This is a genomic window from Proluteimonas luteida (genome assembly GCF_021191695.1).
Lineage (GTDB): Bacteria > Pseudomonadota > Gammaproteobacteria > Xanthomonadales > Xanthomonadaceae > Luteimonas > Luteimonas luteida.
The window spans coordinates 1-21,075 of the sequence record NZ_JAIWPT010000030.1 but is presented as its reverse complement, the minus strand read 5'-3'; the positions used below and the strand labels follow the sequence as shown (position 1 = coordinate 21,075).

Genomic DNA, 21,075 nt, shown 5'->3' with positions numbered 1-21,075 from the left:
CATGCGTCATCTGCGCACGCGACCCTACACCCCGCGCACCAATGGCAAGGCCGAGCGACTGGTCCAGACCAGCCTGCGCGAATGGGCCTATGCGCGCTCCTATACCAGCTCCGAACAACGCGCCAACACCTTCCACGGCTGGCTGCATCACTACAACTGGCATCGGCCTCACGCCAGCCTCGGCTACAAGCCACCCATCTCACGCATTACGCTGAACAACGTGCTGGATTTACACACCTAGGGAAGGTCTGAACAAGCCACAGATCCGAGCAACACATACGAGCACACTTGCGTGTTCCTGGGTTCGACGCGCATGTTTCTGCCTCCGCAGGCCATTTCAAGCCGCCATCGCCTGCAAGTCCCTCTTCTTCCCGCCCGCCAGACGCGCCTTCCCTGTCATCGCCAATAACCGTTTGCGGGCCATCCACAGGTTCGACAGTGCGAACAGCCCATTGAGTTGCCCGCCGTTCTTCGCCAGGCTCCGATAGCGCACCTTGGTGTGGCCGAACTGCCGGTTGATCACCCGGAATGGGTGCTCCACGCGCGAACGCACTTTCGCGATCAGATGTTCGATCAACTCGCTTACGTCCTTCAACTCGCCTTCCGGCAGCACCTTGATCCGGCTCCGCCGTTCGTCGATATCCCAGCGGATCTTCTCGCCCTTCAACTCATCGCGCTTGTCCGCGCCCGTGTAGCCGGCATCGGCGTACACCGCCTTCTCCTTGCCGTGCAGTAGCCTGCCAGTCTGGGTCACGTCCGCCACGTTCGCCGCCGTCGACACCGCCGTGTGCACCAGGCCCGAGTCGCGATCCACGCTGATGTGCGCCTTCATCCCGAAGAACCACTGGTTCCCTTTCTTGGTCTGGTGCATCTCCGGATCACGTGTGCCGCTGCTGTTCTTGGTCGAACTGGGTGCATCGATGATCGTGGCGTCCACGATCGTGCCAGGCCCTTGCCCTGCAGATGGCAGTTCACTGCTTCCAGCAGCTTGGCCGCCAGCCCGTGCTGCTCCAGCAGGTGCCGGAAGTTCAGGATCGTCGTCTCGTCCGGGATCGTCTCCAGCAGCGACAGCCGGGCGAACTGACGCATCGAGGTGATCTCGTACAGCGCCTCCTCCATCGCCGGGTCGCTCAGCGCGTACCACTGTTGCAGCAGGTGGATGCGCAGCATCGTCTCCAGCGCGTAGGGATGACGACAACGGCCGGCCTTGGGATAGTGCGGCTCGACCTGCGCCAGCAGCGCCTTCCACGGCACCACCTGCTCCATCTCGCCCAGAAACACTTCCCGCCGGGCTTGCGCTTGCCGGCGTGCTCGGCGTCGGAGAAGCTCAGTTGCGTCATCGCATCGCGCCTTCGGTCAGGTGCTGGTAGTGTCGCCGATCAGGGGCGACTTGTTCAGAGAATCCCTAACGTTCTATGAGGTGGGAAGTTGAGTCTGCTCACTCCGCAGGCCTCAATCGGCTTTCTCCTGAGTGCCCGTGATATCGGGGGTGAACCGTCCGCTGTTCCGAGTATCCAGGCGCAGTGGTTTGATTTCGACTGCCTTCGTCAGGCGCTTGGTGAAGTAGCTGTCTTTGTAGTAGCGGATCTTCTTGCAAAGCACGGGGTGCGCTAGGCCCTCGTAGATCACGATCTCCTTGTCTGGCCCCATCGCCTTGAGTTCCTGGGGAAGCATGAGCGCGCGCTTCTCCAAGACCTCATTATCCGACACCGTGCGCCCTTGGCCGTGCGAGCGCGTGCGGGCGCGTCGGCGCACCGTCGTGAATCCCAGCATTTCGGAGTAATCATTTGCGTCTTGTTGTTCGCGCGGGGCGTAGATGATTTGGAGAGCGTGGTTGGTGATGATCGTGCGTGAAAGCTCCTTGCCGTAAACCGAATCGAGCTGCGCCATCGATTGGATGATGGGGAGCAGGCGCAGGTTATAGCCGGCCATGTAAGCCACGGCCTTGGCGATAATGTCGACCTTGCCAATGGACGTGAACTCGTCCATCAGCAGAAGGCATTGATGCTTCAAAGACTTGTCGTTCTGCGGCAGGGTCTTGGTGTTGACGTTGATGAGCTGGCTGAAAAATAGATTCACAATCAGACGGCTCTCCGCCAGCTTGCTGGGTTGGATGCCGACGTAGATCGTCATTCGCTTGCAACGCACGTCGTCGAGACGGAAGTCATCTCCGCTTGTTGCAGCGTCAAGTACGGGATTGAGAAAGGCGTTTAACGGCTCACGAAACGAGCCAATGATCGAAGCAAAAGTCACGTCCGCCTGTGATAGAAGGCCGGAAAACGCCGTCTTCGCTTGCGCGCTCAGGAAGCGCGCCTCGGAAAGCATCTGTATGTATGACTTGAGCTCTGTACCGTCGCCGGACACCAGTCGCAGCACTTCGCCAAGCGTTGGTTTTGGCGCGCCGGGGATCGCCTCTGCCTGCTCGAAAAGGTAGAGCGTGAACCCGAGGAAGGCGTTGCGTGCCTGGCTCGTCCAGAACTTGTCTTTGTCGTCGCCGTCCGGATAGAGCATCGCTGCGATCGCCTGGAGATCCGACACACGAAATGACGGGTCGGGGGACACATACGTCAGCGGATTCCAACGGTGCGAGCGTCGATCCTCGGCGAAAGGATTGAAGAGATAGATCTCGTGCCCAATCGAGCGACGCCATCCGGAAGTCAGGTCGAAATTTTCCTGCTTGATGTCGAGCACAACTGTCGACTCTCGGTAGTCGAGGAGGTTTGGGATCACGACACCCACGCCCTTGCCTGAGCGGGTCGGCGCAGCGAGGATCACAAACTGCTGGCCCGATAGGCGGAGCAGCTTGCCGCTTTGCTGTCCCACGACGATGCCGTTGTCCTTCTGCTTCAAGAACCCTTTGTTGGCAAGATCCAGCATGCCGGCGAAACGCGCGCGGCCGTGAATATTGCGATCGCTGCGCAGCTTGTAGAGCATCACCACGAGTGATGCCCAGACCAAGAACATCAGTCCCGTGCCGATTCCCCCGGCTGTCCAGATGCGCCACGCGTACGGCTGGACTTGCGGATGGTCGATGTTCTTGAAGTATTGGTAGTAGGTGCCGAACGAGAGCAAACCGGTGTCGAGCCCTAAGAACATGACGGTGAGGTAGCCCGACAGATAGACTGCCGAAACGGCGAGTAGGACGGTGAGCACAAGCGCCGTAATAATTCGATAGTTATTCAAAACGATTCCTTCCTAGGAATTCAACAGCAGTGTTGCGAATGAGAGTTGAATTCGCCAACTGATATCTTCCAACAGTACTCTAGTCGACAGACGCGAATAGGTATCCAGCGCCAACCGCCGGGCTAGGGTGTCGCGCCATCGTCCACCTGGCGTGTGTCGAGGAGGATGTAGTCGTCGTTCTTTTTCCAGCGCGCTTGCTCGTCCATCAACTTGACGCAGGGTGTGCCGTCGCAAGAGGTGATGGCAACTTGTGCAAGGGCTTCGAGTACCTGCGCGTCGACATTGGCACGCTCGGCACGCTTCAGATTGTTCGAAGCGACGTAGCCAGTTGCACCGACAATCGCGATCGATGCAATTGCAAGCGCGCCCAGCGCCTTGAAACCCAGAAGCCGCGTTATCCCCGAGGTGGCTGCGTGTTCGTGTCGCAGCTGATCGACGATCGAGCGCAGGCGATCCCCGGACTGCGCGACGGCTTCAATTGCGGCAGGGATTTCCTGCGAAAGAGCTTCGCGCACGGCTGCTCTTGCAGACTGTGCAAGCTCAGCCTTGCCGTCCGCCACACTTTGTCCTACGTCGGAGGCCGCGCGGCGCAGATCCAATGCAGAAGATCGCTGCTCTACTGCGGCCTTTTCGCACTGCTGAGTGAGGTGACCAGCCAACAGTGCGGCGTTTGCGATGAACTCGTCCATGCTCGATCGATCCACTCCATCCCCAATCACATTTGCCTCTAGGGCGATCGTTGCATGGTGCCAGAATTGTCATGGCGGTTAACAGCGCTCCCATGCTGATCTGATGAATGCCGTCACGTCCACAAGCGATAGTTCATGTCGCATAATCACATTTTTAATGTGACTAATTTCGCACTTTAAGATGGGAGTGGGTTTAATTTCATCTTAACGCGAGCAGGGGGTTTTCTGACAGTTCCTGTCATCAGGATCTGGCATAAATAGGACGGGCCACGAAGCAGCTGAGAACAGATCCAGTTGCCACTTGACGCGGTAACGCAAGCATGGCTAAGTTCAGCTACGTGGGTTGCGCACTCATCGATGATGATGACATCGCGCGGGGCTAGGAAGTTCGATTTTCGAAAGGAGTTCGAAACCGGGGGCGATTCGCAGATTTTTCTGCTCGCTGTGTCCATGAGCTGCTTACTTTGAAGCGGCGGCGCGGCGTGTGTGGGTCGTTTGATCTCTCGACTACTAGTGCGGACGCTTAGTGCGACGCCTCTCGTGAGGCTTGCCGCGACGTTCGCAACTGAGTTCATTGCCGATGGTGATTGCGTGAGCCGTAACGATATTGTTCGTAGGTGTTTTTGCCTGGCGTGCCTTGCCGCGTCCTTGGTGGGCTGCGCGACGCCTAGCGCTCCCGATCCGCGTGGTAAGTGGCTGCCCGTCAATCGTTTCTCCGAGACCCCGCAGGCGATTCCACTAAATCAGGTGTATGTCTTCCAGGCGATGCCCGCCGACGGCACTTTGAAGACGATGTTGACCCGTTGGGCACGCGACTCGCAGATGACACTGTCATATCTGCACCCCAATGATTACACGCTCTACGGACCCGTTGGCAGCATTCGCACCCCGAGCTTGGCTGAGGCTGCTGCAGCGCTGACTTCTGCATATTCGAGTGAGAACGTGGTCGTTGTCGTGGACCGCTCCACGATCGTCGTGAGCGTTGCGACCCAGCGCAATGAGGCGCGCACCGAGTTCGACGGCGCAGATGTTGCTGCATCTGGCGCCGGTCGGTAGGGGCGCCGCCATGCTTGGAAAGAAGAAAGTGGATACACCCGCTGTCGATCACGCTGTTGCGCAGGGCGTGAGCTTCGAGCTGACACTGGCCGAGCGCGCCAAGCGTAGCGAGAAGCGTGCTTGGCTCGTCGCGTGGAGCGCGGTGGTGATGTCGCTCATCCTTGCGGGAGGCTACTTGCTGTTCCTCCCGCTGAAGGAGAAGGTGCCCTACTTGGTGATGGCCGATCCGTATACCGGTACCGCGTCAGTCGCCAGGCTCGTGGGGAACTTCGAGAATCGGGACGTTACAGCCGAAGAGGCTATCAACAAGAGCAACGTAGCGCAGTTCATTCTGTCGCGCGAGTCTTACGACTCGGGACTCATCGGTCAACGCAACTGGCGCACGACGCTTTCGATGGCGGGCCCTGCTGTTGCGCCCGCGTATACGGCGCTGCATGCCGAGGGAAATCCTGAGCGACCGTTCCGAATTTACGGCGCGGTCAAGGCACTTCATGTCCGCATCCTCAGCATCGTCCTGATCGGCGGCGGCGAGGGGCGCCGTCCGACGGGTGCAACTGTTCGATTCCAGCGAAATGTGTATGACAAGGGGCGTGGTCGATCGGAGCCGCTCGACAACAAGATCGCCACGATGGAGTTCACCTACAATCAGGATCTGCGGCTGAACGATGAAGATCGCCTGCTTAATCCGCTTGGCTTTCGGGTGACCAATTACCGCGTCGATAACGACTTCGCTTCAGCAGCCGCCTCACCTTCCGTGGCTGCGCTTGCCCCGTCCGCGCCTCAGGCACAGCCAGCGGTTACGGGCACGGATCTGGGGATGGCCGCCGCAGCGGCAGGAGTGCCGATGGCGGGAAACGAGATGGTCGCGTTGCCGGCCATGCCCGCTGAGCAGGTGGACGCCGATGGCGAACAAGGGGAGACGGAATGATGGATCGAGTGATGCAACTGTGTCTGCATCTGGGGCTGGTTGCGCTGCTTGCCAGCTTGGTCGTACCTGTCGGAGCGCAGGTGGTCGAGGAATATGAATATGGCGCTGACAAGGTCTATCAGGTTCGAACGGGTCTTGGCATCACTACGCAGATCGAGTTGAGTCCCCACGAGGAGATCCTCGACTACAGCACTGGGTTCAGCGGTGGTTGGGATATCAGCCGTAGGGATAACGTCTTTTACTTGAAGCCCAAGAACGTTGATGTGGACACGAACCTGCTCGTTCGAACGGCAGCGCATTCCTACATCTTCGAGCTCAAGGTGGTCGCGACGAACTGGCGCGCATTGGATCAAGCGAAAGCGTCCGGCGTCCAATACAAAGTGCGCTTCCTGTATCCGACCGACACAAAGTTCGCGGGTGAGAAGACCGCCGAAGTCGAGCCATCAGCAGAGCTCAGCACAGAAATCGATCCTACGCGCGACTACTACTTTGCCTACGAGTATTCATTCCATAAGAGCCAACCTACGTGGCTGGTGCCCTCTACGGTGTATGACGACCGGCGCTTCACCTACATCCGCATGGGGGACCGCACGCGGTTTCCTAGCGGTAACTTCCCAGCAATTTTCGCCCGCGACAGTGAAGATGGGGACGAGTTCATCGTCAACTCGACCGTTGAAGGCGACACCATCGTCGTGCACGGCACCTATGCTTTCCTTGTCGTGCGCCACGGCGACAACACAGTTGGCCTGCGCAGGAGACCGGAACTGTGAATCAAATTCCACCCAGTGAGCATGATGCTCGCGATGCCGAGGGCCCTCAGGCGCCCAATCCCTACGCACGCAGAGAGTATGCAGACGAAGCCATGCTCGACGGCGAAATGCCGTACCTGAGAGCAGACGACGTCCAGCGGCTCAACCGTAAAGCGCTGGTATTCCTGGCGGCCATTGTCGTTGCACTTATCGCGATCGCCACGTGGCTGATATTCGGCGGATCCTCGGAGAACGAGGCTGCGCCGCGCCGCCCGGCAAGTGAGCAAGTGGTCATTCCAGCGGCCCCTCGGGATCTGCCCGAGTTGCCGCCTGAACGGGCTGCGGTGCAGGCCCCGGCCCCCGTTGACGAACTGCCGCCGCTTCCCGTGATCGATGACGCGCTGCCGCCGCAGGCATCAAGCATGCCGAGCATGGACTCTCTACGTGGCGGGCTGCCGTCGCTGCTCGAACGCCGCATGGAGGACGCAAGCGCTGGCGGGACGATGAGTGGAGGCGGGCCAGAAGGCGGTCAGCAAGGGAGCATGAATCCACAAGACTATGCTTCTATGTTGGCCGGGCAGGGGCAGTCAGGCCGCCCAGGCCCAGCAGATGGTATGACGAGTGCCAAGCCGCTTTATCAGCCCGATACCTTGCTGCTTCGCGGCACCTACATCCGCTGCGTATTGCAGTCTCGGGTGATCTCGGACTATCCGGGCTACACCTCGTGCATCGTGACGGAGCCGGTCTACTCGGTGAATGGTCGGCGGCTCCTCCTGCCTCGAGGCTCGAAGGTTCAAGGGAGCTACGGTGCTGACGAGCTGATCGGCGATCGCGTGGGAATTGTCTGGGATCGCGTGACCACGCCAAATGGGCTCGACATCAACATGAAGAGTCCCGGCGTCGACATGCTCGGCTCTGCTGGCAACCCGGGGCATTACAGCGCGCACTGGGGACAGCGCATCTCCTCGGCGCTGCTCATCAGCATTCTAAGCGACGCCTTCAAGTATGCCGCGGCAGAGAACGGCCCACCCACGACTTCGGTCGTGAGCGGCGCCATTGTCCAGAATCCATATGAGAGCACGACAGCGCGCACGATGGAACGCATGGCGAACATGGCGCTGGATCGGAACATGACCCGGCCGCCAACCGTGACCATCAATCAAGGTACGATCGTGGCTGTGTATGTTTCCCGCGACGTCGATTTCTCGTCTGTGATCCGCTGATCGACACGCCCCAGATGAACGCCGAAACCGCCATTCTCGCCAAGGTGTCGAACGAATTTCTCGACTACCAGTACGAGATCCTCGGTATCGGCGAGCATATGCACTCGGCAGACGTTACTGAGATCTGTATCAATAAGCCCGGCGAGCTGTATCTCGAGACGCGGTTGGGATGGAATCGCGTCGAAGTACCCTCCTTGACCTTCGAGCGGGCGCGCCAGTTCTGTACGTCGGTGGTCAATGAAAGCAACACTGGGCAGCGCATTACGGATGCTGATCCCATGGTGTCGCTGACCTTCCCGACAGGTCAGCGCGCTCAGTTCGTTATCCCGCCGGCATGCGATTCCGGGAAGGTGTCGATCACCATCCGCCTCCCGGCAAGGTTTGGGAAGACGCTAGAAGAGTATGCGAGCGACGGGTTCTTCGATGATGTCGTCGAGCAAGAACACGCGATCAGCGACTACGACCAGGAACTGCTGGAACTCAGGCGTCAGCGCAATTACTCAGCGTTCTTCCAGAAGGCCGTGCAATACCACAAGAACATCGTGGTTTCGGGCGCAACAGGAAGCGGCAAGACGACTTTCATGAAGTCGCTTGTCAACCACATCTCCGATCAAGAGCGACTAGTCACGATCGAGGATGCGCGCGAGCTCTTTCTCCCCCAGCCCAATGTCGTGCACTTGCTCTATTCCAAAGGCGGACAAAGCGCCAGCAACATTTCGGCGAAGACTTGCATGGAGGCCTGTCTGCGCATGAAGCCCGATCGCATCATCCTGGCGGAGCTCCGGGGCGACGAGTCGTTCTACTTCATCCGTAATTGCGCATCGGGCCATCCCGGCTCGATCACGAGTTGCCACGCTGGCAGCACGTCGCAGACTTGGGACCAGCTTGCATTGATGGTGAAGGCGTCGGCCGAAGGGGCTGGGCTTGAGTTCGAGGTCATCAAGCGTCTTTTGAAGCTCACGATCGACATCGTGGTGCACATCAAGGCGCATGCCGGACGCCGCTTCATCACAGGAATCGACTTTGATCCAACGCGAGGCCTCGCATGAAACTTGTCGCGTACTCCAAGCGCTCTCTAGCTGTTTCACGCATGTTCACCTTACTTGATCTAGCGAACAGGAGATCGCGCTGATGCTGCCGGGTATCGAGATGATGGCGTGCACGGACCTCGCGGTTCCAGCCGAGGTGATGCATCACGTCGCAAGGGTCGAGTCATCCCTCAACCCCTTCGCGATTGGCGTCGTCGGTGGCAGACTCGCCCGTCAGCCTCGCAGCCTCGGCGAGGCACTCTCCACCACGCGAATGCTCGAACAGCAGGGATACAACTTCTCGCTCGGCATTGCCCAGGTGAACCGCTACAACTTGACCAAGCAGGGACTGGATACCTATGAAAGGGCTTTCGACATTTGTCCGAATATTCAAGCGGGCTCGCGAATCCTCGCTGAGTGCTATGGACGCTCTGGCCAAGACTGGGGAAAGGCTTTCAGCTGTTACTATTCGGGCAACTTCACGACCGGCTTTCGGCATGGCTATGTCCAGAAGGTCTTGGCGTCCTGGCAGGGCGCAGTCGCAAGCGCCGATCAGGCAGCTGCAATCCCGGTAATCCGCTCACAAGGTTCAGCGCCTCGCCCGTCGCGCGCAGGTGCCGCGCCCTCGGCGGCGCCAAGCCTGATCGCACGCCGTGTGGCGGAGGCGGCGGCGTCGAGCCATGCCCAGGAAACCATCTTGACCGCAGCTAACCTGCAGCCCGAGCCTGTGAGCACGGGCCCCCTCGCCGCCACCGCGGATGTGCGGCGTGATCGCGTGGACGCAGGAGCACTCCAGATGCAAGACGATGCGCCCGTTCTTGTGCAGCTGATGGGTGCTTCCGAGTCACCCGCGGTCCCTGTCAGAACGGCTGCGCCGCCCTTGCGGTTCGGTGCACCGGTCGCGGCGCCCCAGGCGACGCGCGCGCGCGATGCCGCTTTCGTTTTCTGAGATCAAGCTTTATCAGGCCAATGGACGGGCCACGCATTACCCACCACTTCTTCACTTAATTAATAAAGGGGCTTCACATGAAAAATGCACTGTCGACCAAGTCCAGCCTGCGCAGCAGCCGCGCCTTTACGGTGGTTGTTGGCACGTCTCTCGCTGCACTTCCGGCCATTGCTATGGCACAAGATGTAAGCGGCGCGACCAATACGGTCAATACTTTTTTTACCAACATCACGACGCTGCTCAACATTGCGTCGATCGCAATCGTGACGATCGCGGTGATCTTCGCGGGCTACCAGATCGCGTTCAATCACAAGCGCATCGGTGATGTGGCGCCGGTCCTGATCGGCGGGTTTCTGATCGGCGCTGCCGCACAGATCGCACGCATGCTGCTACCAGACGACGTGATGGCGACCGGCATGGTCGTTGTCGACAGCCTGATGCGGTATGCATAAGAACGCGCTATTTCGTGGCTGCACGCGTCCGGCGATGTTCCTTGGGGTGCCGTATATGCCCTTTGCGATCGCCGCCGGCGCGTGCCTATTGCTGACGTTCTACATCGACATGTTCTTCCTGCTGCTCTTGCCGGTCGTCGTCATGATCATGCGGCAGATGGCCAAGCGCGATGAGATGGTGTTTAGGCTCATCGGCTTGCGCTGGCAGTTCCGCACCAAGGTCAGAAACATCAAGCATCACAACGGCATGTGGGTGTTCACGCCGAACAACTACCGCAAGACGTTCGAACAGCCGACGAAGGACTAGCAGCATGCTTGCGCCCGATACCTCCATCTCCGAGTTCATCCCGCTCTCTGCCCACGTGTCGCCGCACGTGGTCAAGACGACGGGCGGAGACTTCCTCATCACGTGGCGCCTTGGCGGGTTGCCGTTCGTGGGGCGGGAGGAGTGGGAACTCGAACATCGGCACAATACCTTCAACCGGATGCTTCAAACGCTTCGCGCGCCCGACTTTGTCAATGTGGCGTTCTGGGTCCACGACATCCGGCGGCGCGGTCGGATCGATGTGGAGAGCCGCTTTGATCAGACGTTCAATCAGCAGCTGTCGGACGAGTATTTCGAGAAGCTCTCGTCCCAGAAGATCATGCACAACGAGCTCTACCTGACGATGATCTACCGACCCATCGTGGTCGGGAAGAAGTTCGTCGAGAAGTCCGCTGACGTTTCCCGGCTTCAAGCCGAGCAGGACCAGATGGTCGGCAAGACAGTCGAACTTGCAGGCAATGTCGAAGCGGTCCTCAAAGACTACGCGCCCGTACGCCTGAGCATGTATGAAGCCGAGAACGGCGTTGTGTTTTCGGAGACTCTAAGCTTTTTTGGCTATCTGCTCAACCGCATCGAAGAGCCGGTCCCGGTGCTCCGCGCTCCGGTGTATGATTACCTGCCGGTTTCTCGCCACATGTTCTCTGCGAAGTCGGGCGACTTCGTCGTCAGCGCACCGGGTGGGAAGAACTCTTTCGGCGCGATCCTCAACATCAAGGAGTTCACGGACGCCACCTACCCGGGCATCCTGAACAACCTGAAATACTTGGACTTCGAATACGTCATCACCCACTCGTTCAGTCCGATGGGCCGACAGGATGCGCTAAAGATCCTTGATCGCACGAAGGGCATGATGATCTCGTCCGGAGACAAGGCCGTCAGCCAAGTGATCGAGATGGATCACGCGATGGACCAGGTGGCCTCCGGCAACTTCGTCTTGGGTGAGTATCATTTCCTGATGGCGCTCTACGCGGACGATCAAAAATCGCTGTCGCAGAACATCGCGACCACGCGCGCAGAGCTTTCCAACGCTGGCTTCGTGTCGGTCAAGGAAGATCTGGCGGTCTGCTCATCCTTTTACTCCCAGCTCCCAGGGAACTGGAAGTTTCGCACGCGCTTGGCCAATGTCAGTTCGCTGAACTTCCTCGGCCTCTCGCCGCTGCACAACTTCGCGACCGGGAAGAGGGACAACAATCCTTGGGGTCAGTGCCTGACGGTTCTACAGACTACCAACGGCCAGCCCTACTACTTCAACTTCCACGCGACGCACCCTGCCGAAAACTCGCTTGGAGAGAAAGCGATCGGCAACACCATGGTGATTGGTAAGTCGGGCACGGGTAAGACTGCGCTCATCAACTTCCTGCTGAGCCAGGTACAGAAGTATGAACCCGCGCCGACGATCTTCTTTTTTGACAAGGACCGCGGCGCGGAGATCTTCGTGCGCGCCTGCGGTGGCAACTACCTTGCGCTCGATAACGGGAAACCGACAGGTTTCAATCCGTTTCAGTGCGAGCGAACAGATGCCAACGTCCAGTTCCTCGGAAACCTGATCAAGGTGCTTGCAGGAAAAACGAGCTACACCGCGCGAGAGGATGAAGACATCTTCCGGGCGGTGGAAAGCATGCTGGATATGCCCGAGCATCTGCGCTCGATGACTAACTTCCAAAAGAGCCTCCCCAACATGGGCGATGACGGCCTATTCGCGCGTCTTCGTAAATGGACCGCCGGGAACACGCTTGGCTGGGTGTTTGACAATCCCGTCGACATTATTGATCTCGATCGCGCGAACATAATTGGCTTTGATTACACCGACGTGATCGATAACGCGGAAGTGCGCGTGCCTGTAATCAACTACCTGCTGCACCGGCTGGAAGACCTGATCGATGGACGCCCCCTCATCTATGTGATGGACGAGTTCTGGAAGATCCTGGACGGCGGGGGCGCGCTGAAGGATTTCGCCAAGAACAAGCAGAAAACCATCCGAAAACAAAATGGGCTGGGGATTTTTGCCACTCAAAGCCCCGAGGATGCGCTCGCGAGCGATATATCAGCGGCGCTGATCGAGCAAACCGCGACGCTGATCCTCCTCCCCAATCCGAATGCATCACGCGCGGACTACATGGAGGGATTGAAACTGACAGAGGCAGAGTTTGAAGTTGTGGCCAACCTTGATGAGCGCTCGCGATCGTTCCTGGTCAAGCAGGGCCATGGATCAACGGTGTGCCAGCTCAACCTTCGTGGTATGGACGACGCGCTCGCGGTGATTTCCGCAAGCACGGACAACATCGAGGTGATGGATCAGATTGTGCGTGATGAAGCGGGGCGCCTCGGTATCGATCGCTCGGAGCTGTCTTCGGAGCAATGGCTCGAGGCATTCTATGAGAACCGAAAGGGTTCGGGGCGCGGGGCAAGAACTCAGGTGGAGAAGAGCAGCGGCGGGCGTGCAGCCGCGGGCTGACGAGCGTCCTGTCCTCAAAGACTTTGGAGGTGGAAGATGACATCGACAACACATCGTGGACAGGGCTTCGCCGCTGCTTGGACTAGGACGTTCGGCGCATCACCGAATGTGCCGAGAGCGAACCCGAGGCTTGCAATCGCGCTCGCAACCGTGGCACTCCTGGGGACCGGCGTTGCAGCTGCCGCTTGGCAAGTGAACGACAGGATCACCCAAGATGAGATCCGCAGGGTCCAAGACCGCCTCGGCAATGACGGAACGGTGACCGGGCGACTCAACGATCTCAATCGTGATTTCAATCGCAAGCTACAAATCGACCCCCAAGGCGGCTCGACGCCGGAAATGATCGCAGCACCAACGGGCGACGAGGCCTTGGACACGATGCTGCCGAGCACAACTGTGGTCGCGATTGATCAGCTCTGCACGGCCGGCGCCGCGACGATGCTGGGCCAACAGCAGCAACAGCTCTGCCGGGAGCTGGCGAACACTGAGCTCGCACAGTACCGGTTCTCGATGCGGATGTTCGAGCGCGCTAGTCAGAACTACAGCCGCCTCAAACAGCTTGAGGATCGCCGCCGGGGGCTGAGCGCGGATGACTATGCAAATATCCAGTACAACACGAACGAGGTTCTCGCCCTCACGGCGCTCATGGACAACGATCGTGATCGCTACAACACTTACATGGCGGCCTATGATGCACGTGTCGCCCATATCAAGAATTCTCAGGCCGCGCTGACGCGCAATGCGCTCAAAGGCGGCGGCAGCCTGAGTCTTCCCACGTTCTGACGAGGCATCGGTGTCATGAGCTTTGATCCGAGTGGATTCGTATCGTGGGCGTTCTTCGCCTTCATATTTGACGTCGTCAACGGCAGCATTGAGTCGTTTCAGGAAGCGCTGCTAGGACGTACCACCCGCTTTATCAGTGGAATCGTGTTCACGCTACTCGTCTTTTGGGTCTTGATTCAAGGCTTCATGGTGGTGACGGGCAGGAGCCGCGAGTCCTTGATGGGGCTTGTGGTTGGTTCTTTACGGGCCTTTCTGATCGTCATTGCCGCGACGTCGATGTCGTTCTTCGGGAACAATCTGACGACGCTCATGACCACCGATATGCCTCAGGCGATTCACCAAGTTATCTCGGGCGAAGACGGCGATGTCGAGGAAGCGATCGATGACAACCTCACGACCATGGGGCTCATATTCGCGCTCGTAGACGCGCTTCCATCCGATGAGAACGAGTCGAATTCAGCAGCTCAGCGCAACATCACGACCATGACCGGTATCGGCATTGCGGGGCCATCCGTGATCGGCGGCGCGATGCTGCTGCTTTACAAGATCGCACTTGTGCTGTTCGTTGGCTTTGGCCCGATTTTCATCCTCGCGCTTCTCTTCAAACAAACACAAGACCTCTTCAAGCGATGGCTGCTCTACGGAATCGGCACAATGTTCGCAATGGGCGTGCTCGCTGTAATGGTCTCCATCGCAACGGAGGTGGTGGCGATTTCTGCTACGGCAATGGTCGCCGCATACACGCTTTCGAGCATGGGGGTTAGTGAAATGCCAGGCTTTGGCGGCGGTTTGAATTCTGCCGCTGTTCAGCAGGGCGGTGTTGGATTGATCATGTCAGTTCTCATGGTGATGGCGCCGCCGATGGCTGCGATGTTCTTCAACGGCACACTGGGTCAGTTCGCTGCGAACTCGAGCTTTGGCAACGTGGGACGCAATAGCAGTGGCCAGACGTCCGACTTCAAGCAAGACTATGTTGGAAGTGGTCAAAAGCCGGAACCAGGAACTGTTGTGGCTCCACCTCGGCGCTAAAGCTCATTTGTCTAGCTCTGTCACTATCGAGAACTCAAAAATGGCTTACAGAGTGCTACTTCTTACGATTGGCCTGATCTTTGCGCCGCTTGGTGTCGCGCAAGCGCAGCAGCCCGGTTCAGCGGACTACAACCGCGTGCTCATCCCGGCTCATGGTGGCGGCGATACTAGGCGAGCTCCGATGACATGGGGCGCTTTCGCCGCTAGCCCCAACGAGTGGAGCGGGTGGGCAACCGGAGCCGAGAGTGAAGATTCGGCCCGTTCAGCCGCCATCGAGAACTGTCTGTCGCGCGGAGGCGTTGACTGCGTTGTCGAGTTCACTTTCGCGAACTCTTGCGCAGCTGTCGCCACTTCATCGAGAAGGAGCTTCTCTGCTTATGGCGAAGGGCTTGCCGCAGTCCGTATAAAAGCGCTGCAAGGATGTGGTGATGGCTGTGAAATTCTTCGGGAAGGCTGCACAGATTGACGGAGATAGCTACGAGTGATCACTCAGCCCTCTATGGCGCGGACTGAAAATTGCACGGGCGATAGGTATGCAGGAGCTTCGCAATGCTTAAGAGGATCTCGTTCTCGTGGCCCTTCCAACTTCTAGCCATTTCCGGTTTTCCTGCGCTCTTTTTGGCCGCATGCTCGGCACAGACTCAAGAGGGAGAAGTTATGCGTTCAATAGAGCCGCTGCGCAATCTGAATGCGTCGCCTCAGAAGGCTTACGATATCCGGATTGTGCTTAAGGAGCCGCCTGGCCCGTTCGCCGAGATTGACGCGGCGGCTCAGTACGACGTGGTAAATCCGGGAGAGTGTGGCGAGCCCCAGCCCGTGTCTGGTGCGATTCCTCGGATCTCTACGAACGAGGTAGTCGAACTCCAGCGTATCTCGGATACCGAGTTTACTGGGCGGGTGTTTGTCGACCGGGTTCTGGACGAGGACTACTATGGACGCGGCGTGTGCCGTTGGCAGTTCGTCGAAGCCCGCGTGAGCTTTCGTGAATCTTCTGATCCGATGGCGAGCTGGTTTGTCGCGGCTCTTAAGGCGGCAGCTATCGAGGCAGGCGCTTCGAAAAAGACTTTTTTCTGGTCTGGACACTACCCAAAAGCGCAGATCGACAACTACGTCACCTTCGGAAGCGAGTCGCGCGATCACGTCTCTGACGCAGAAAAGCCAGAGTTCTTCGAGGTAGAAATTTCAGCGCAGCAGGCCCAGCTATGAGCGTGCCATCGCAGCAGTATGCTGAACTCGCTAATGATGCCTACGAGGACTACCGAGTAGGCGTGCATCGGCCGCCCAATGCCGAAAGCACAACGATTGACGGTGTTGAGTATCGGGTGCGCGAGCATGTCAACAGCGCGCGCACGGGGTATCAGGGGACGGTCTATCAGCGAGTCGATACCGGAGAAATCATTGTCGCGCATCGCGGCACGGAGCAAATCTGGAAAGATGGCGTCGTTGCTGACGGCTCAATGGTCGCCAATCGCACGAACCCCCAAGCAGATGAAGCTGTCGAGCTGACCCGGCGTGCGCTCGCTTACGCGAAGCAGGATGGCTTGGAGCGAGGAGGTCGGGCGCCAGAAGTTACCGTGACCGGCCACTCGCTCGGCGGAACTCTTGCCCAGGTCTCGGCGCATCACTTCGATCTGCGCGGCGAAACCTTCAATGCCTACGGCGCTGCGAGCCTCGATCGGCGTATACCCGAGGGTGGAAATCGCATCGTCAACCATGTCATGGCAGCCGATGCCGTGAGCTCCGCCAGTCCGCATTACGGACAAGTCCGCATCTATGCGACTGAGCTTGAGATATCGGTACTGAAGCAGTCGGGCTACCGGGACAACCGCGTTGCGGACGCTTTCACGCGGGATTTGCCGCTCGTGGCCGCCGGCAGATCCTTCGGATCGCACAGCATGCATAATTTTCTCCCTGTCGATGGGGATGGAAAACCAGATCGCTCGATTCTCAATGATCGAGCGGCGATTGACCGTGCTGCGGAGCACCAGCGCTCCATCAACAACTATCGCGAGGACATGGAGTCGCTGCGCCGGGGCGCGACCGTGATCTCGCGGGGCCCGGGCGGGCTTATACGCGACGGCGTCGATCACATCAGGGGCCCCGTACCTGCTGGCGAGCCTGCGCGGCGCGAGGAAGAGGCGGGGCGCGGCCGCGATGGGCGTCGGGCTTCCCTAGACAGTCCTGGAGAGTTCGGCGACGTGCAGCTTGCGCGAGCGGAGGGCGTATCCTCGCAGGACTACGTCTCGCGCCTATTGGAAGCGGCAAAGAGCGGAAGCTCTGATGCGGTGCGGACCGCGAGCTTGGACTTGCAGAACTCTGCGACTGGCCAAGCATGGCAGCAGCGGGCTGACACCGAGGCGCAGCAGCTCACCCAGCGGGATGCTGCGCAACAGCACGCGCTCCAGCAGCAAGATGTAACGCGGCACGCCTGAGCTCCCGGGCGACCGGTATTTTACCTAGTGTGTGGTATGGGGCTTGTTAGGGAGGAATACCGTGAAGCGATCCATGATTTTTGCTGTGATGTCCGCCACCCTCGCTGTTGCGGCGTGCGCGCAGGACGGCAATGCTGCGGCTGAGTCTGTGGCGCAGAAGGAGGGCAACGCCACGCCCGTGAACAGTCAGGAGAAGGAAGAAAGCATGACCGCTCTGAAGCCGCCGTCTCCCGACAGCGTTCTATATTTTGTGTATGAACGCGATGGTGATGGCGCACACACTTTTCAGGTTGAAGATGGCGATGTTGTCAGCTATTGGTACGGTTACTCTTTTGACTTGAAGGGCGAGCATTACTTCACTGGCTTTACGTCTCGTTCGGTCGGCTCGGATGGCCCACTGTCCGACGGCACTACCATGGAGCCAGGGCGCGTCGCAATCGGACAAGTGACATTGGTCAGGAGCGATCGATCCGGGCAGGCAGGGTGGTCCCGGATTGCGGCGGATGGCTATGTGGGCGAGTTTGGACAATCAGATCAGCCTGAGGCGGTAGATGAATCCCGCAGAGCTGTGTCCCACGAGCTTTCCGACGGCCGGTTGCTGCTCGCGGTGCCGACGCGTCTTTTTGATGACGGCGTCGCTGTCTTCGCGTATGCAATTTTGGTGTTCGATCGTAATGGTGCGCCCCAAGCTCCATTTCGTCTATGGAGCTACGCCGGCACGATCCAAGCTGGTAGTGATAACTCGGCTGCTTGCGAGGGTGGCGTCCTAACGTGCGCCGCCAGCACCGGGCAGCTGAGCTTCGAGCCGGCTGCCGAGGGCGCTCTCCCGCGCATCCGGGTCGCTCTGTCCGGTGAGACCGTTTCGGGTCCTGGCCACACGCGTGCACTGAGGCCGGAAGATGCGCTAGTCTTCGATTTCGACACGAATGCAGAGCGCTACCAAGCGCGCTGACCCATTTCGAGTTGACCGCTCTGCACAAGACTCAAGGATTGAGTCCGGTTGACGTCCTGCGGCCCGCCGCGGCCGCATTTAACCTGAGGAGCCAATGATGGCTGGTCCAAACGATAGAGCAGCTGTTCTCGACATCATCGAACGCGAAGCCACGGAAAGCGGAATTCCACGCGATGATTTCCTTCGTTTTGCCTATATCGAGACAGGCGGGCAGTTCAACGCAGATGCCCATAACCGAACAAGTGGTGCGAAGGGTCTTTTCCAGTTCATGCCAAGCACCGCAGCTGAATTCGGCCTGACGGGGCGAGAGTTCGACGCGGCAGCAAACACCGACGCGGCGGCGACGCTCTACGCCCGTAACCGCACGCAGATCACGAATCGCTCTGCAGAGACTGGCCACGCGTTCTTGTCCGGCGCGGAGTCTCCGAACGGTCTCGACATGTATCTGGCCCACCAACAGGGCGGTGGTGGATACGCGTCGATCCAGCGCGCAATAGCGACTGGCGAGTTCTCGCGCTCGGACACCCGCGCGAATATCCTCGGCAATTTGGACCAGGCGGAGTTCGCGCGCCTGGCCGGCCATCCGCGAGGCTCGATCTCCGGTCTGAGCGACCGAGATCTCGCGACGTCGTTCACGCAGTATTGGACGGTCAAATATGCGGCGATTGAGATTCCTGATCGTGGGATTGTTGCATCGGCGCCGCTCCCTGGCGCGAGCGTGCGTCCTGATCCGTTGTCTGATGGCGTGCTTTCGCGCAGCGAGCGCGGGCAAGAGGTGCGGGCGCTGCAGGAGTCACTCAATGCACTGGGCTTTCGCGATGCCCAAGGCAACGCGCTTGAAACGAACAGCGGGATCTATGGGCAGCGGACGGAAGAGGCGGTTCGCAGCTTCCAAGCCGCAAACGGCGCTGTGCAGACCGGTCAGGCGGATGAGGCAACGCGCCAGGCCATCATTGACCAGCTGAGCCGGCCGGAGGCGGAACGCGCCCGGGCGCCAGAGCCTATTTCGCAAGAACGCCCTGGCGCGGTATGGCCGGCGCCTGGAAACACCCGCATCAATGAGGCGGACAAGCCGCGCGAGGGGCATGGTGAGTTCGGCACGCCTCGCAGCGGCGGTCGGACGCATCGCGGAGTTGATATTCAGGGCGAGGTTGGAGCCCCGATCGTTGCGTTCGCGGGCGGCGTGGTGGTCGTCAAGCCGGACAACCGCGACGCAGGCAACACAGTCCACGTGCGGCACGACGACGGTTCTGTTTCCAAGTATTTCCACCTGGACGGATTCTCGGTTGAGAACGGCCAGCGTGTTGAGGCCGGTCAGCAGATCGGCACGATGGGACGCACTGGCAACACGCCGAGGTACGGCGATACGCATCTGCACTTTGAGCTAATTCGCGATGGCCGGCATGTTGACCCGATGCCGTATCTGCGCGGAAGCGAGCAGATCGGGGGCGCGGACGTATCGCGCGCGGCGTCGTCGGCTCCGGGGCACCTGCAGCTTGGCGCAAACGGAGCCGCGGTCATCGCGCTGCAAGAGCAGCTTAATCAGCTTGGATACCAAGGCGAAGACGGGAAGCCGCTCGAAACCAAGAGTGGCGTGTTCGGCCCGCAGACCGATCACGCGCTGCGCGCTTTTCAAGCCGACAGAGCGATCGAGGTGGATGGCATTTACGGCGGGCAGTCGCAAGCCGCGATTCGGAGCGCCACGGAAGCTTCGCGCGCTTCGGGTGAGCTGATCCAGCAGGGCGCGCGGGGGAGCGACGTTGCCGAGCTGCAGGCCCGTCTGCATACACTCGGCTACACCGATGCCTCTGGCCGCGCGCTTGCAGCAGATGGCAACTTTGGTGACTCGACGCGCGAAGCCGTCCTCAATTTGCAGCGCGCCAACAACATCCAGGTTGATGGGATCGTGGGGCCTGAAACGAGCGGGAAGCTCGATGCGCTCGAGAGAAGCCGGGCGGCCCCGGAGCAGCCTGAGCGTGATCGCCCGGAACAGTCTAAGGGCGATTTTGTGCAGCGCATGTTGGCTGCCGCCCGCGACGCTGATGGCCTGGATATCCGTCGCCTCGTCGACAAGTTTGCCGAGACCGATCTAGGCCAGGTGTGGCAGAAAGCTGCACAGCAGGTGGATCAGCCATCTGTTGATCAGACAAGGTCGAACCCGGATCCGTCAAGGTAGGTGTCCCTCGATGCAGTTTCTTCCTGGGGCAGGGCCCGTTCGGCGCCGGGAATTCAGTCAAATCTCGCTGTGACAAGGATTTCCATGCGCAACCTCACACTTGTAAGCCTCGCGTTCTTACTCACAGCGAGCTTTGGCGCCGCCGCTCAGAACCCGCATCTTTCGTACCGCGCGCAAGATCCGTTTCTTTTCTGCAGGGATGGGCAGGATCCGAAGAAGGAGCCCCTGCCGTGTTGGCGGCCCACGCCGCCTTATGTGGGCACGTTCATGCTCATGCCCTACTGCCAGCCCATCATGCAATATGGCAAGAGGTGGACGAACGATGACAGGCGATCTCTGGCCGAGTATGTACAAGTTTGCCCAGTGGCAGAACAGTCAGGCCAATGGCAGGGCGACGGGCGTCCAGAGTCCACGCCCTTCGATCACTAGATGTGTAAACCCAGCACGTTGTTCAGCGTAATGCGTGAGATGGGTGGCTTGTAGCCGAGGCTGGCGTGAGGCCGATGCCAGTTGTAGTGATGCAGCCAGCCGTGGAAGGCGTTGGCGCGTTGTTCGGAGCTGGTATAGGAGCGCGCATAGGCCCATTCGCGCAGGCTGGTCTGGACCAGTCGCTCGGCCTTGCCATTGGTGCGCGGGGTGTAGGGTCGCGTGCGCAGATGACGCATG

General features: G+C 59.4%; 20 protein-coding genes and 1 pseudogene. 17 read left to right on the top strand and 4 right to left on the bottom strand.

Annotated features, from left to right (window positions below; all coding sequences use genetic code 11):
- On the top strand, positions 1-241 hold a 241-nt coding region (locus LDO26_RS17650; RefSeq protein ID WP_232132407.1), incomplete at its 5' end, for an integrase core domain-containing protein.
- 96 nt (positions 242-337) lie between these two features.
- Here the strand turns inward: LDO26_RS17650 and LDO26_RS17645 are convergent.
- The 3 genes and pseudogenes from LDO26_RS17645 to LDO26_RS17635 form a co-directional block, all read right to left on the bottom strand.
- Positions 338-1,340, bottom strand: a pseudogene (locus LDO26_RS17645) (IS5 family transposase).
- A gap of 112 nt (positions 1,341-1,452) precedes the next feature.
- Positions 1,453-3,183: a type IV secretory system conjugative DNA transfer family protein gene (locus tag LDO26_RS17640; protein WP_435594122.1), complete on the bottom strand. Its 1,731-nt coding sequence runs from the start codon at positions 3,181-3,183 to the stop codon at positions 1,453-1,455.
- A gap of 122 nt (positions 3,184-3,305) precedes the next feature.
- A complete protein-coding gene (locus LDO26_RS17635; RefSeq protein WP_232132406.1) occupies positions 3,306-3,872 on the bottom strand; it encodes a hypothetical protein in 567 nt (188 codons plus the stop codon).
- A 591-nt stretch (positions 3,873-4,463) separates the two neighbouring features.
- On the opposite strand from LDO26_RS17635, the gene LDO26_RS17630 reads away from it, so the two are divergent.
- From LDO26_RS17630 to LDO26_RS17560, 16 genes are all read left to right on the top strand, one after another.
- Entirely contained in the window at positions 4,464-4,928 is a 465-nt protein-coding gene (locus LDO26_RS17630) for a hypothetical protein (RefSeq protein WP_232132405.1), read from the top strand.
- On the top strand, positions 4,900-5,856 hold the full coding sequence (locus tag LDO26_RS17625; RefSeq protein WP_232132404.1) for a VirB8 family type IV secretion system protein: 957 nt from the start codon (positions 4,900-4,902) through the stop codon (positions 5,854-5,856). The genes LDO26_RS17630 and LDO26_RS17625 overlap by 29 nt, the downstream gene beginning before the upstream one ends.
- On the top strand, positions 5,856-6,626 hold the full coding sequence (locus LDO26_RS17620; protein WP_435594121.1) for a TrbG/VirB9 family P-type conjugative transfer protein: 771 nt from the start codon (positions 5,856-5,858) through the stop codon (positions 6,624-6,626). Before LDO26_RS17625 ends, LDO26_RS17620 begins: the two co-directional genes overlap by 1 nt.
- Positions 6,627-6,718: 92 nt before the next feature.
- Positions 6,719-7,828 carry a TrbI/VirB10 family protein gene (locus tag LDO26_RS17615; RefSeq protein ID WP_232132403.1) on the top strand — a complete coding sequence of 370 codons (1,110 nt, stop codon included), beginning with the start codon at positions 6,719-6,721 and terminating at the stop codon, positions 7,826-7,828.
- A 14-nt stretch (positions 7,829-7,842) separates the two neighbouring features.
- Positions 7,843-8,877 carry a P-type DNA transfer ATPase VirB11 gene (virB11, locus tag LDO26_RS17610; RefSeq protein ID WP_232132402.1) on the top strand — a complete coding sequence of 345 codons (1,035 nt, stop codon included), beginning with the start codon at positions 7,843-7,845 and terminating at the stop codon, positions 8,875-8,877.
- A gap of 82 nt (positions 8,878-8,959) precedes the next feature.
- Positions 8,960-9,805: a lytic transglycosylase domain-containing protein gene (locus LDO26_RS17605; protein WP_255682308.1), complete on the top strand. Its 846-nt coding sequence runs from the start codon at positions 8,960-8,962 to the stop codon at positions 9,803-9,805.
- Positions 9,806-9,882: 77 nt separating this feature from the next.
- Positions 9,883-10,257: a TrbC/VirB2 family protein gene (locus LDO26_RS17600; protein WP_232132401.1), complete on the top strand. Its 375-nt coding sequence runs from the start codon at positions 9,883-9,885 to the stop codon at positions 10,255-10,257.
- On the top strand, positions 10,250-10,564 hold the full coding sequence (locus LDO26_RS17595) for a VirB3 family type IV secretion system protein (RefSeq protein WP_232132400.1): 315 nt from the start codon (positions 10,250-10,252) through the stop codon (positions 10,562-10,564). Before LDO26_RS17600 ends, LDO26_RS17595 begins: the two co-directional genes overlap by 8 nt.
- Positions 10,565-10,568: 4 nt before the next feature.
- Positions 10,569-13,037 (top strand): VirB4 family type IV secretion/conjugal transfer ATPase, encoded by a 2,469-nt coding sequence (locus LDO26_RS17590; protein ID WP_232132399.1) that lies wholly within the window; start codon positions 10,569-10,571, stop codon positions 13,035-13,037.
- Positions 13,038-13,229: 192 nt separating this feature from the next.
- Complete coding sequence (locus tag LDO26_RS17585; RefSeq protein WP_232132398.1) at positions 13,230-13,820, top strand: hypothetical protein; 591 nt, start codon at positions 13,230-13,232, stop codon at positions 13,818-13,820.
- Between the two features lie 15 nt (positions 13,821-13,835).
- Positions 13,836-14,849 (top strand): TrbL/VirB6 family protein, encoded by a 1,014-nt coding sequence (locus LDO26_RS17580; protein ID WP_232132397.1) that lies wholly within the window; start codon positions 13,836-13,838, stop codon positions 14,847-14,849.
- A complete protein-coding gene (locus tag LDO26_RS18355) occupies positions 14,791-15,315 on the top strand; it encodes a DUF4189 domain-containing protein (RefSeq protein WP_435594120.1) in 525 nt (174 codons plus the stop codon). Before LDO26_RS17580 ends, LDO26_RS18355 begins: the two co-directional genes overlap by 59 nt.
- Positions 15,316-15,398: 83 nt before the next feature.
- Positions 15,399-16,055: a hypothetical protein gene (locus LDO26_RS17575; RefSeq protein WP_232132396.1), complete on the top strand. Its 657-nt coding sequence runs from the start codon at positions 15,399-15,401 to the stop codon at positions 16,053-16,055.
- Positions 16,052-17,281, top strand: coding sequence for a Tle-like phospholipase domain-containing protein (locus LDO26_RS17570; RefSeq protein WP_232132395.1), 1,230 nt, complete (start codon positions 16,052-16,054; stop codon positions 17,279-17,281). Before LDO26_RS17575 ends, LDO26_RS17570 begins: the two co-directional genes overlap by 4 nt.
- 88 nt (positions 17,282-17,369) lie before the next feature.
- Positions 17,370-18,233, top strand: a complete 864-nt coding sequence (locus LDO26_RS17565; RefSeq protein WP_232132394.1) for a hypothetical protein — start codon at positions 17,370-17,372, stop codon at positions 18,231-18,233.
- Between the two features lie 97 nt (positions 18,234-18,330).
- Entirely contained in the window at positions 18,331-20,409 is a 2,079-nt protein-coding gene (locus LDO26_RS17560) for a peptidoglycan-binding protein (protein ID WP_232132393.1), read from the top strand.
- Positions 20,410-20,834: 425 nt separating this feature from the next.
- Here LDO26_RS17560 and LDO26_RS17555 read toward each other — a convergent pair.
- Positions 20,835-21,075 (bottom strand): integrase core domain-containing protein (locus tag LDO26_RS17555; protein WP_232132392.1); only part of this gene is annotated, 241 nt, incomplete at its 5' end.